The following is a 13,495-nucleotide window of genomic DNA, read 5'->3' as shown; positions in this document are numbered from 1 at the left end:
GGCTGTGTTATACAGGTATGTTGATTTGCGCTCCAGGCGCTTCGCTTTCCGCGGGCGTTGCGGGGAGCCTCCTCGGCGCTTAGCGCCTGCGGGGTCTCCCCAGCCCCGTACTCCCGCAGGAGTCTCGCGCCTTCCGCTCCAATCAACATAGCCAAAATATCAACAATAACCTTTAACACAGCCTTTATTATAAACAAGGTATTGATGTTATAATCATCGGAATTGTTACAATTATTTGAACTTTATTAAAATGCAAATTTTCCAGTGTCACAAAAACAGGATAAACTCGCCAAATCAACTTCAAATTAGTTGTTTAAGATATCAATTTTATCTCTTCTAAGCTATTAATATGTTCCCATACTGGAGTAATTTCTGTAATAATCTCATTTTTACATATATGTTGCAGCTCGTTTTTCTTTTGTTTAGCTACAGCTAATTGATTCATATCAGAAAAGAAAATGAATGATTGATTTTTAAATAGCTGACCTTCTCTAGAGTTTGGATCATGTAAGTCAAAAAACAAATCTACTATTTCATCATAAGATACTTTCCAGGGATTAAACCAGACTTCTACTATCTCTAGATTTGCTCCTTTTAGATGTCCTATTCGAACATTTTCAATCCCACGAAATCCTGTAATAAATGCTTTTTGACTAAAAAATTCGCTTGCACCAAACACTGCTCTCTCCATTTCATTTCGCTCCTTCGAGCGATAAACCTTCTTTCCATTCAAAAAACCTCTCTTTGAGATAAAGAGAGGTTGGTATTATTAAATACATTACTCTCATCTTTCAAAGGTTAACACCTTTGCAGGAATTAGCACCGTTCAAATCAATATTTTGACTTGATGGTTGCCGGGTTTCATAGGGCCTGTCCCTCTACCACTCTGGATAAGAAGTTTATCGCTATTTATTTTTTTATTACTTTATTTTTACTAACAATAACATCCACTTATCTAAATTTCAAGTAATAAATTACAAGCGGGCCAAAATTTGAATTGCAGAATTTGGGCACCCTTAAAAAAAACAAGGTGGGAACTAAAGAATTCCACCTTGTTCATAATTTCCGTTTTATAGTTCTCACCCCAGCATCATTATATCAACCTTGGCTGATATTGCTTACCTTTTCTCTTGATAAAGCCTTTTTAAACTGCTCGATTAGTATAGGAAGTATCTCAAAGGCATTGCCAACAATTCCATAATGGCAGTTCTGAAAAATGGGGGCTTCTTTATCCTTATTAATGGCAATAATTAACCCGGAATTTTTCATTCCCACAATATGTTGAATTGCACCGGAAATTCCAATCGCAAAATAAATTTTTGGCGTTACCGTCACACCGGTTTGCCCTACTTGATGAGCGTGGTCGATCCAACCCGCTTCCACCACATCCCTGCTGGCACCCACCGCTCCTCCAAGAGTTTCCGCCAATTGGTGTATTAACTGAAATCCCTCCAAGCTCCCTAATCCTTTTCCGCCTGCAACAATAATATCCGCCTCGTCGATTCTTACTTTCTTTACAGTTTCCTTTACGATTTCCAAGACTTTTGTCCGTATATCCTCTTCCTTTAGGGATATTGTTTCCTCAACCATTTTGCCTGTTCTCCCTGATTGGGGGGGCAGCGCCTTCATGACTTTGGCGCGTACTGTCGCCATTTGCGGCCGGTATTTCTTACATAAAATGGTCGCCATAATATTTCCGCCAAAAGCAGGTCTGCTCGCCAAGAGTAACCCAGTTTCCTCTTCAACATCCAGCTCTGTCGTATCCGCCGTCAAACCTGTCGGCAGATCGGTGGCTACCGCGCTTGCCAGGTCTTTTCCTGTTGATGTAGCCCCGAAGAGGATAATTTCTGGTTTATATTTTTCAGAGCATTCCAGGAGCGCCCTCATATAGCTTTCGGTCCGGTAATGTTTAAAGATGGGTTGATCATATACATAAACTGTATCTGCTCCATATTCATATACGGTTTTTGTTAAATCCTTAACATTTTCCCCGATCAGAATACCCGCCAATTCCACTCCCCGTTTGTCTGCCAACTTTCTTCCGGCACCCAATAGTTCAAGGGAAAGGTGCGCAACCACTCCATCCTTTTGTTCAATGAATACCCAAACACCTTTGTAATCTTGGAAATCCAATTATCTTTCCTCCTTTACTTCAAACAGTTCTTTCTTTTCAAGCAGGACAGAGAGCAATTGCTCTACTTGTGCCGCGGAGTTGCCTTCAAGGAACGTTCCCCCTGTTGGTTTTAGTGGAGCCCATACTTTGGAGACAATCGTTGGGGATCCCTTCAAACCAAGCTGCTTCACATCTACATCTTCAAGGTCATCAACAGACCAGATATGAGGTTTATATCTGGCAGCTTTTATCATGTTTGGAAGCGGAGAATAAGGCACTTCATTGATTGTTTTTTCAACAGAAAACAAACACGGCAATGTGGATCGGACCACTTCATATCCGTCCTCGAACTTGCGATGGATAATGGCATATCCCTCGTCTTGATTGATTTCCACTACTTTGTTCACAGAAGTCAGCGGTGGAATATCGAGCCTTCGTGCAATTCCGGGTCCGACTTGACCCGTATCTCCATCAATGGACATCTTTCCGCAAATAATCAGATCTATTGGCTTCGTTTTTGCAATTTTTTCAAGCGCCTTTGATACAGCATAGCTCGTTGCCAATGTATCCGCACCCGCAAACCGGCGGTCCGTGATCAAATAGCCCTCATCTGCGCCTATTTCAATGCACGTTTTTATCGCGTTAACCGCCGGAGGTGGCCCCATCGTTACAACTGATACGATTCCCCCATACCTTTCCTTTAGACGAACCGCCTCTTCAACAGCATGGGTATCATACGGGTTCAAGATCGCAGGTGCCGTCCTGCGGTCCATTGTGTTTGTTTTTGGATTCATCTTGATAATTTTGGTATCAGGTACTTGCTTTATACAGGCTACAATATGCAGCATTTAACCCCTCCCTTTTCATTAAAAAGTACATGGTTCCATTACTTACCGCATTATGAAATGTGCCGGCTGTTTTCATGCTAAAAAGCCTTTTTACGCCCGTCTACATTTACTTTATTAAAAAAGATGTCCTTACATTCGAATTTTCTGACAAAAATCTATGTAAAAGTTTCTAATGAAAAGCCAAACTAAGAAAAAAACGCACCCTTGTATCAAAAACACTTCAGATTACGGAAGCCAAATAAAGAATAAAAAACATGACTCTTATAATATTTGAGTCATGTTTTTCATCTGACGCTTTCCCTTAATAAAAATCACTCCAATCATCGAGAAGAAAACTGGAATGATGAAACCGTTGTAGTATCTATCGCCTAAACTACCCGAAGGATTTTCTGTAACTGTAGAAACCATCTTTTAAAAAGTATTCTTATACTTTGAATTGGGGATTGGAATTGTCTTTAGTTCGATGAAATCCGTGCCACCTGGAGTCAGGCACTTAACTTAAAATTTCTTTTGCTTTTTCCTTCATTTCCTTCATACGTTCATTTAAAAGTTTTAGGATTGTGTCATCTGCGGTAAAATGCATAACGATGGTCTGTATTTCACGTTTGTTGAATTTGCCATGATCATGAATTTTATATCCCCTTCCGTTAAGTTTAAACCCTATCATAAAACTGTCAGCTTTCTTATCTTCTCTCGGATAAACTTGAACAAAATTAAGAACTGCATCTTTACATGTACAATCTGGATTCATACAATATGAGTCAGCGACCAAAAATACCCTTCCGTTATATAAAAAGTCAAAATATTCATTGTTTTGATTAGGGAAAACTTCTGAATAACAAACAGTGATTCCTTTAGCGATCTTACTCTGCACTGCATGCATAATATGCTCCTTTTTGATAACTCTCAATTTAACCGGCAATATTCCCATTTATCAAGTTATTAAATGAATTTATTCATTTCAGCATTTTAACAGGAAGTTATTATAGGACGGCATTATAGTGGGTTTAAAATGGTGAAAATTAAAGGGGAAGACTGATGATTTAATAGAAAGGAATCTAATTTTCAAAAATTTTTATTACTCTTAGGAAAATTTTATATAATTTTACCTCCCTTCCGATAAAATTATATCACACTACTTTTTATAAAAATTTTGTCTCTTCTATATGTTTTCTACAATAATGTGAACAACACTCCGTTTCAATTTGTAGTACCTCCATAGAAAAGGTTTCAAAATTTTATTTATCAAGTATTGATTGTATGATATTATTTTTAAAAAAAGAAGAGGTTAACATATGGAATCAACATACTCACCAACAAAAACAACAACTAGAACAAAAGCCATAGTCATCAATGCACTTTTCATTGCATTAACGCTCTTAGCCACGATGTTCATAAACATAAAGCTCCCAATAATGGGTAACGGAGGTCTAATCCATCTGGGCAACGTGCCTCTTTTTATAGCGGCCTTGGTTTACGGCAAAAAAACNNGCAGGCGCCTTCGGAATGGGCTTCTTCGATCTTATCTCCGGCTGGGCAGTATGGTCACCGTTTACATTTATCATCGTAGGTGCAATGGGCTTCATAGTCGGACTTATTTCCGAAAAAGTACCCGGCAAAAGAGTAATTGTATACACTCTGGCAGTTGCAACTGCATTGATAATAAAAGTTGTTGGCTATTATTTTGCAGAAGTGATACTTTATGGTAATTGGATACAGCCAATCGGCTCCATCCCCGGAAACGTTATGCAGATCGTATTAGCAGGTATAATTGTCGTTCCCCTTGCAGGACGCTTAAAGAAAAGAGTCTGATAGATAACAAGATAAAAAGTGATTGTTTATTACAAAAGTCACACGCAACAAAAATAAAAAGTGGAGTTTCTACTTTAAGATAAATCACGTAGAGAGGATATTTCCTCTCTTTTTTTTATGGAGTTAAAAGAGTTTTCTCCTATTGACTAACCTCTACTGTTAAGTACATTTATTCAATACTCCTTTTAAATTATGTTACTTTAACTCCCTCAATCCCCAACTTCTGCATAGATTTGGGGGCTTTTCTTCTGCTTGTCTGCATAGAATGTAGACAAGGGTAAGTGATCTCTCAATGAAAATAGTTAACCTGGAGGGAATAACCTAATGCAATTTATTGAAGATGTTAAAGACGTGAAATTTAGCTTTTTGGAAAAACCGCCGGCGTCGTCTATGTCTTATGCCTTTGTTTATGTTAATAATCACAACGAATACTATGCAGTTAAAAATGGAGAGCGTTTGTCACGTAGTGAATTGCGGATTGGTAAATATACAAGGGCTTATACAGTCAATATGCAGCAGCAAACCATCACCTACAAGGAGGAAGTCCCTTCGGCAACAAGAGGTAGAAGGTTTTCTGTCAATTTATTTATCGATATTGCCGTTGAACACCCCGAACGGTTAGTTCAACAAAATGCAGGAGAAATTGGCAACATTTTTAACAATAATCTGCCCTTCTGGGTGGAGTCGGAAGCAAGATTTTTTCCTATTGAAGAGGATCTGAGTTTTGCCCGGCATATTGAAGAATTTTTTCAAACCTCGCGATTGGTCAAGGTGTTAAGAGATGCTGGTATTGTTGTTCGAAATGTTCGTGTTTTGATCCGGCAAGGTATTCGGGACCAGCGCCATGATGAGGCGATCGCCGATTTAGACCGAAACGCAGAACTATCCGCCTATCAAGAGGCTCTGGACTTGGAGGAAGCGCGCCGGATTTCGGCCTCGATTAAAGAAGCCCTTCAAGCAGGGGATTTTATCGCTGCAGGGAAGCTTGGAGAAAAGAATGAAATGGCAAAGCGGTTAGTGGAATCGGAGTTTAGCCAAAATCAAGCTTTCAAATATGAGGTTAACAAACAACTTTTAAACTTGATCAACGATCACTCTATTAACCAGTTTGAGGCAGAACAAAGATTGGCCAAGCTAAAAAAACTATTCCCGTATCTCCCAGTCAATCTAGAAAACATCAATAGAAAAAAACAGATTGCTGGTCCAAGGAGAGAACTTTCATCCTATTTATATAAAGGAGATTAGCGATTGTGGAATCCATTTTAAATCAGCTGTTTTGGATCTGGTCACTTATTTCTGTCCTTCCGGAATGGTTGCGTATTTTTTTGGCTCTCTTTGTGGTCCTGCAGCTCGCAAGGCTGATTTTGTTGTACATGGTTCCTCCCATCTTAAACTTGTTGTGCCGTTTGTTGAAAAAAATGCTTTATCTCATTTCTTATCCAATCATGGCACTTCTTTGCACGATGCAAAGGAGTCGGAGAGAAGCAGGAAAAGCGGGCATATCTGTTTGGATTGATATCATTGAAGGAATGTTTGCCTTGTTCGAAAGTTTTTTCAACAAAATCATTCAGCTTTTCATGAAACGGAAAAGGAATAAGACCAGGATTAAAAGATGGACCTTCTATTCTGCTACAGCTTTAGTGATTTTGCTTACTGCAGCAATCATGAACAATCCAAATGAGTGGTATACAGAAAAATGGAAGAAAGCTGAGGTATGGTTAAACCAAGAACATGTGCACATACAAGCATCCGAGGCTTCCCCTGATCAAAAAGAATTCATTTTAAATAAGAAATATGAAGAAGGCGGAAATATTCGTGAAGCTCCCACACTTACCGCGGCCCGTCTATACACTATTACAAATGGAGAAATAATGCACTTTTTAAATGAAGAACAAGTAGATTCCAAAGGAATTAAGTGGCTAAAAGTTCAAACCGCAAACGGGATCGAAGGCTGGATTTCAGCCTTGATTGTCAGGGAAAAATAATAAATTGAGAGGGAAATTTACCATCTTAGCGTCGCAATGATTGCAACAAATTACGTGATTTTAGGATCCTTTGTCCAGTTCATAGCACAACCTAAATAAGGAGAGTGGACTCCCATGAGTATAGTCCCCTCTCCTTATTTAAAGGTCCCTATGTCCTAATTGGTGTCAATTCATATAGCGATATTCTCTCAGACTATTCAAAATAGAGATTTCCTGTAATAATTTCTCTCCAACATTCGTTTCTCTAACCTTTTTTCTCTTTAATTCTTTATCCACCAATCTTTTTATTGATAAAACATCTGTCCCGCTAAGTAGAACATCTTCTTTTGAATTAAAATGCTTATGGGCGACCAGTTGCATACCATAGGAATTATATAGTAACGTATATCCTGCTATACCTGTTGTTGATTGATAAGCTTTGGAGAAACCTCCATCGATCACAATTATCTTACCATTTGCTTTAATTGGATTTTCTCCCTCAATTTCTTTAACTGGTGTATGGCCATTAATAATATGACCCTGGTCAGGATTCAGATCAAATTCAGTTAGGATTTTGCGGCAGAAATCTTCATTTTCGCGTAAATGGTAGTATGGGTTCTTTCTCTCTCTATGGGTTGCCTTGTCCTTAATAAAGTACCTCTCAAAAGTTGTCATTTCTCTTTTTCCAAAGAGTGATGAATATTCTCCTGTCCATAAATACCAGACCATATCTGTCGCAAGATCATCTGTCTCTTCAGGATGTGCAAAAGAATGGCGTAAATATTGTTCAAAAACATCAAGTAAATCACGACCTGAATAGGTTTTATTTTCAATAACCATTTTTCCCATATTCCCTTCTTCATCTAAAGGAATACAACCATGTATTAATAGGTTCCCGTTATATTTTAAATAAAGACTCCCTTTCTTCATAAGGAAATTCATATGCCTGGCCAGCTTTTCTGAATGCTGGACTGAAAATAATAATCTTTCCATAACCTGCTTTTCTTCTTCTAATAATTGATCAGGCTGCTCTGGATTTACCGTTGCAAAGCAAATATTTTCTAGAGGGTAGGTTTTTCCATAAATTGTTATTTCGTTCTTGTCATAATCAATTTTCTCAAGCAAAAGCCTATCTGACATATTAAAATATGGGCGTCTCTTTATAATAGGCATTTCAAGTTTGAACTGAATCATCGCAATTGCTTGATGAATTTTCGTTATTTGTAATTTTTCATGATCAGATAGTTTATTATCTGAATGTCCCTTAGGTCTGAAAGCTGGATTATCCTCATAGTATTTCTCCGCAAGATTTAGCAGGGGTCTAAGATTGATTCCATATACATCTTCAATAATATCCAGATTGTCGTATCTTGCGCAGATACGAATGATGTTAGCGAGACAAACCATTGAACCAGCAAATGCACCTAGCCATAGTACATCATGGTTTCCCCACTGAATATCAACGGAATGATAATTGATCAGCGTATCCATGATTTTATCAGGTTCGGGGCCACGATCATAAATATCCCCAACTACATGAAGATGATCGACAACCAATCTCTGAGTTGTATACGCAAGCCCTGTTATGAGCTTATCAGCCTGACCTAAGGAGATGATCTGCTGGACAATTTCTGTATAATATTGCTCCTTATTTGTAGATTGATTCGCTTTGTATAGCAGCTCTTCTATAATAAACACAAACTGACTCGGCAATGCTTTTCGTAATTTCGAACGTGTATATTTGGAGGAAGCATGAGAAATAAGCCTTATCATCCGCTCGATGATTACTATATACCATTGGTTTAATTCCTGATCATTGCCAAAATGATTTTTAATTAATTGTAGTTTTTCTTCAGGATAATAAACTAATGTCGCAAATTCATTTATTTCTTTTTCAAATAAAACATCATGAAACAGATCCCTGATTTTCTCTTTTACATTCCCTGAACCATTTCTTAGCACATGTTGAAAAGCTTGATACTCCCCATGTAAATCACTGACAAAATGTTCTGTCCCCTTTGGCAGATTAAGAATGGCTTCCAAATTAATAATTTCAGTTACCACTTTTTCTTCACAATCATATTTTTGGACAAGTAAATCTAGATATTTTGAGTTCAAAATCATGTATCCCCTTTCAAAATTCACCATTTATTTTCTATCTAATAGATTGAGATTAATTATTTATATTATTAGGTAAAACTTAAATTATAGTTATTTTACTATTAAGAATCTCTCTGTCAACCAGTTCTGTTTGAAATGTTTGAGCGATTCATGGCCTTCAAACAAACTAAGGGTTTGGCAAAACCTACAATCCAAGGTGTTCTTTTAGAGGAAGGAGCATTTCGTAGCGCTTCTACTATAACATGTACTCGCTGAAAAACAACTCTTCAATGATTTCTATCATTTTACTTTTCAGGCCGGATTTTCTCATCCTGATTACGCTTTCAGCTGTTGCCACATTGAGAAGATCTAAATATAAATCAACAAATAAACACCCGCAAATTAGCCATTTCGAAGAAATATAAACAAAAAAAAGGCACTGCCAAAGCGCCTTGAAATAAGAACAAATGGTGGGTGTTCAAAAGGTATATGATTTGGAGAAATCTTTAAATGACTTCTTGTGATTAACATTTCTCACCATTTATTTACATTCGTTTAATCAGATATTTATGTCATACCCGATTTCATAAAAACTAGCAGTGCAAATTAAACCGCACTGCTAGTTTCAGCACATTTTCTAAACCCTCTTAAATGCTCAATAAAACTTCAATTATGAGCTGCAATCTTACTATCTCTCGATTTTTCAACAACTACTCCATCGAATGCAGCTTTATAAATGGTATAGATATCTTCTTTTAATAAAGGCATTGGACTACGAGCTAAAATACGTTTTTGCTCAACCGCATCATTCGTTAAACTTTCAAGTGCATCCTCAGCAATGTTAAATCCTTTTAAAGAAGATGGAATATTTACATCTTCTACTAATCGTTTTAATTCCGCCACACATCTATACGATGCTTCCTCTTGTGAAAGATTCGCAGAACTAAAGCCCATTGCATCGTAGATATCTTTCATTCGTTTTTCACAACTTTGGCGAATATAGCCAAATACATATGGAAGCAATACGGCATTTGAGTCACCGTGTGCAATGTGGAATTGGCCTCCGAGAGGGTAAGCTAACGCGTGAACACCAGCAACTCCAGCGTTGAAGAAGGCAAGACCTGCAAGGTAACTTCCGTAGCTCATATCCGTACGAGCTTGTTTGTCTTGACCATTCGATACAGCAGTGCGAATCGAGTTACTGATGAGACGGATGGCTTGCAATGCTAATGCATCAGAAACTACACTCGCATTTTTAGAAACATAAGCTTCTACTGCATGTGTAAGTGCATCAACGCCTGTTGCCGCTGTTACTTTTGGAGGTAATGAAACCGTTAAAGCAGGGTCCACAATCGCAACATCAGCCAATAAGTAGTCATGCGTTACGACATCTTTAGTCGTTTCCAGGGATAAAACGGAAATATTCGTCACCTCTGAACCGGTCCCTGAAGTTGTAGGAATTAAGATTTTAGGAAGTCCTTTGTTCGTAATCTTTTTCGTACCGGTTAAGTTTAAGTAGTCTTCTACTTTACCTTCATGTGACGCTAATACCCCTGCAAGCTTTGTTAAATCTAACGCACTTCCCCCACCCACACCAATGACCATGTCGAATAGATTTTCACGGGTGTAAGCAACCAATTTTTCACCGATAGCTAAAGGGGGCTCCGGTACAACATCCGTATAAATTTCTGTTACATAGCCAGCTTCTTCAAGCGGATCTACCACTTTATTTGTTAATCCAATGTCTTTTAGGAACGGGTCTGTTATGACTAGAATCTTTTTCACATCAAAGCGTTTTACTTCCTCTAAAAGATGAGCTAGAGAATCCCATCCGGTAAAACTAAGTGGTGTAAAGGTAATTTTTTCAGACAATTTTGCTCACTCCTTAATTTTGATTCCAAACGACAAGTTTCGTTTCAGTCATTTCGTGGATTGCGTATTTTAATCCTTCTTTACCCGTTCCGCTTTCTTTTACGCCTCCGTAGGGCATTTGATCTACACGGTATGTTGGAATATCGTTAATCATGACACCGCCTACCTCAAACTCCTTTGAAGCTTTGAATGCTGTTTGAATGTCATTTGTGAAAATCCCTGCTTGCAGACCATAATTGGAATCATTAATTGCTGCAATCCCTTCTTCAACAGACGATATTCGATTCACAACTACAATTGGTGCAAAAACTTCCTGGCAAGATACATTTAGAGTCGGGTCTACATTCGTTAAGATGGTTGGCATGAAGACTCCATTCTCAATCTTCCCGCCTGTTACGATTTCAGCTCCGTTCATGGCAGCATCCTGTACCCAGCTAAGCGCCCGCTCCTGTTCATCGGGATTGATCATGGCAGAAATATCCGTTGCTTCTGCAAGTGGGCTTCCAATGACTAACTGTTTAGTAGCAGCAGTAAATTGTTCCATAAATTCATCGAATATTTCATCCATTACATAGGTACGTTGTAATGAGATACAAACTTGACCTTGGTTTGAAAAAGCTCCTGTCACACATTTTGGAGCGATTTGGGACAAGTCAACATTTTTGTCGATAATTAAACCAGCGTTCGATCCTAGTTCCAGCGCCACTTTTTTCAAGCCAGCCTTGTTGCGGATACCGATTCCAACAGAAGGGCTGCCAGTGAATGTGATCATTTTGACTTTGTCACTGGTAACCAATGTATCACCTACGGTTCTACCACTTCCGGTAATCACGTTAAAGGCACCTTTAGGCAAAGCCGTTTGATCGATTAATTCTGCTAAAAACAGGGCTGAAAGAGGCGTTTGTGATGCCGGTTTTAGAACGATTGTATTTCCCGCTGCAATCGCAGGTCCCACTTTATGTGCGACCAGGTTTTGCGGGAAGTTAAATGGTGTGATCGCCCCAATTACTCCAAGTGGCTGCTCGATTGTGTAACCGAAGCGATTTGCTCCGTTTTTCGCAGCATCCATCGGAATCATTTCTCCCGTTAATCGTTTGGCTTCTTCAGCAGCAAATTTATAGGTTTCAATCGTACGATCGATTTCCCCTAATGCGAATTTCATAGGCTTTGCTGCTTCTAACGAGATAATTTCAGCTGCCTTTTGTCGATTTTCAATCAATAGTTTTGCAATATGTTCTAAAATCGCTGCACGCTCATAGGCAGTCAGTTCTTCCATCTGTTTTCTCGTGTTGTAGGCAATGTCAATTGCTTGTTCTACTTCCTCACGTGTTGCTTGTGGAATTTGAGCGACTACTTCTTTAGAGTAAGGGGAGTGGAGATCTGCGAATTTCTCCGCAGTCTTCCATTCACCGTTAACGTAATATTGCTTTTTCATTTAACTTACCTCTTTCATTTCTTCATTTTTAGATGATTCCATAGAATCTTTTACAAATGTATTATCAACTTCTCCTTTGAAGAAGTCTTTACCATAAATTAAGAAGCAAAGCAGGATTCCTACTGCAAATGCCCATGAAGCACCTTTGATTACAAGGAGGGCAGCGACAATACCAGCTATTCCTAAATCACGCTGGCTCCGTGCCTGCATGACCCCAATCCGGACACTTACGTATCCTTGGACAAGCAAAGTCAAAGCTAAAGCTACACCTAGAATCGGTTGAACTAAGCTTACGATTGGCAATAATAAAAGGGCTGTATTTGTACCCCAACGGAAAGAACCAATTCCTCCAAAAAAGGAATTCATGGCTTTTTTTCCTTCTTTGTAGCGCTCAATGGCGACAACCTGCATCGCGGCCCACATTGGACCACACATGGTAATATCAGGACCAATCATACTCATCAGTGTGTTTCTTCCACCAAAAATTATATGGGCCCGGTTTGGATTGTAATCCACTTTTTCATCGGTTCTTACTCCATCGGATTCAGAAAGCAATGCTTTCGTTTTAAGAACATCACCGAAAACTACTAGGTAAGTAGCCAGCACGGCAGGGATCGCTTTTAGAAAGAAAGATACAGCCGGAAATCCTAATCCGAAAACTGTGTACTCCGCAAACAGGGTTGAAAAATCTGGTTTACTAAATCCCCATTGAATATCAGGCCAGTTTGCTTCCCCAAATAGAGGAGCAACAATAACTGCTAGAAAAATCGCCGGAAGAATTCCGAGATTTCCTAATAGAGTAAATAAAAATCCTTTATTATTTTTTCTAATCCGTTCAAATGACTTTGAAAAAGTAAGGAAAAAGGCAAATCCAATACAGATCGAAATGGTGAACGGGAATTTTTCAAATTGTCCACCTGCACCAAAAACGGAAGTTATGGCTCCAATACCAGCTCCAAGAATGATTCCTGTTTTAATTGCATTTGGAACCATATGAACAACTTTACTTGCTAAGCCCGTAATACCTAGAATAATTGATAAAATCCCTAATGTTAACTGAAAGGCGACGAGTGCGTAAACCCGATCAGGCCCCTCATCAAATTGAGTAACAAACAAGACAATCAGCGGAATTGCCGGTGTAATCCATCCTGGAATAACGGGATCACCTAAAATATGGTGAAATAAATAAAGCAACCCATTCAATACAACAACCGCTAAAGCAACCTCAAATGGCATGTGTAAATGTTGGCCTAATAGAGTAATAGCCCCCAAGTCTACTGCACACATTAATAAACCTTGAACATAGTCTGGCCATTCAAACCGGTAATGAATAAAAGGCAGCCTAATTTTA

Annotated in this window: 10 protein-coding genes, 1 pseudogene and 1 riboswitch; of the genes and pseudogenes, 3 read left to right on the top strand and 8 right to left on the bottom strand. The window is 38.7% G+C overall.

Annotated features, from left to right (window positions below; genetic code table 11):
* Positions 1 to 313: 313 nt before the first annotated feature.
* From V7137_RS17700 to V7137_RS17685, 4 genes are all read right to left on the bottom strand, one after another.
* The gene (locus tag V7137_RS17700; RefSeq protein ID WP_335699317.1) at positions 314 to 691 is read right to left on the bottom strand and encodes a peptide-methionine (S)-S-oxide reductase; all 378 of its coding nucleotides are present in this window, start codon (positions 689 to 691) and stop codon (positions 314 to 316) included.
* 90 nt (positions 692 to 781) lie between these two features.
* Positions 782 to 897, bottom strand: a riboswitch (SAM riboswitch).
* A 201-nt stretch (positions 898 to 1,098) separates the two neighbouring features.
* The gene (locus V7137_RS17695) at positions 1,099 to 2,133 is read right to left on the bottom strand and encodes an electron transfer flavoprotein subunit alpha/FixB family protein (RefSeq protein WP_335699316.1); all 1,035 of its coding nucleotides are present in this window, start codon (positions 2,131 to 2,133) and stop codon (positions 1,099 to 1,101) included.
* Positions 2,134 to 2,961 carry an electron transfer flavoprotein subunit beta/FixA family protein gene (locus tag V7137_RS17690; protein ID WP_335699315.1) on the bottom strand — a complete coding sequence of 276 codons (828 nt, stop codon included), beginning with the start codon at positions 2,959 to 2,961 and terminating at the stop codon, positions 2,134 to 2,136.
* Between the two features lie 493 nt (positions 2,962 to 3,454).
* A complete protein-coding gene (locus tag V7137_RS17685; protein WP_335699314.1) occupies positions 3,455 to 3,844 on the bottom strand; it encodes a hypothetical protein in 390 nt (129 codons plus the stop codon).
* A 466-nt stretch (positions 3,845 to 4,310) separates the two neighbouring features.
* Here V7137_RS17685 and V7137_RS17680 point away from each other — a divergent pair.
* From V7137_RS17680 to V7137_RS17670, 3 genes and pseudogenes are all read left to right on the top strand, one after another.
* Positions 4,311 to 4,773, top strand: a pseudogene (locus V7137_RS17680) (ECF transporter S component).
* A gap of 324 nt (positions 4,774 to 5,097) precedes the next feature.
* Complete coding sequence (locus V7137_RS17675) at positions 5,098 to 6,018, top strand: hypothetical protein (protein WP_335699313.1); 921 nt, start codon at positions 5,098 to 5,100, stop codon at positions 6,016 to 6,018.
* Positions 6,019 to 6,023: 5 nt separating this feature from the next.
* Entirely contained in the window at positions 6,024 to 6,758 is a 735-nt protein-coding gene (locus tag V7137_RS17670; RefSeq protein ID WP_335699312.1) for an SH3 domain-containing protein, read from the top strand.
* 165 nt (positions 6,759 to 6,923) lie between these two features.
* Here the strand turns inward: V7137_RS17670 and fbp are convergent, their stop codons facing one another.
* The 4 genes from fbp to V7137_RS17650 all read right to left on the bottom strand — a co-directional run.
* The gene (gene fbp, locus V7137_RS17665; protein ID WP_335699311.1) at positions 6,924 to 8,855 is read right to left on the bottom strand and encodes a fructose-1,6-bisphosphatase; all 1,932 of its coding nucleotides are present in this window, start codon (positions 8,853 to 8,855) and stop codon (positions 6,924 to 6,926) included.
* Positions 8,856 to 9,503: 648 nt separating this feature from the next.
* Positions 9,504 to 10,709 (bottom strand): iron-containing alcohol dehydrogenase, encoded by a 1,206-nt coding sequence (locus V7137_RS17660; protein ID WP_335699310.1) that lies wholly within the window; start codon positions 10,707 to 10,709, stop codon positions 9,504 to 9,506.
* Between the two features lie 13 nt (positions 10,710 to 10,722).
* Positions 10,723 to 12,144, bottom strand: coding sequence for an aldehyde dehydrogenase family protein (locus V7137_RS17655; RefSeq protein ID WP_335699309.1), 1,422 nt, complete (start codon positions 12,142 to 12,144; stop codon positions 10,723 to 10,725).
* Positions 12,145 to 13,495, bottom strand: a 1,351-nt coding sequence (locus tag V7137_RS17650) for a hypothetical protein (RefSeq protein WP_335699308.1), incomplete at its 5' end; no start/stop codon positions are given.

This window comes from Neobacillus drentensis (genome assembly GCF_036962765.1).
In the GTDB taxonomy this organism is placed as follows: domain Bacteria; phylum Bacillota; class Bacilli; order Bacillales; family Cytobacillaceae; genus Neobacillus; species Neobacillus drentensis_C.
The sequence above is the reverse complement of the archived record's forward strand: the minus strand, read 5'-3'. Positions and strand labels throughout refer to the sequence as shown.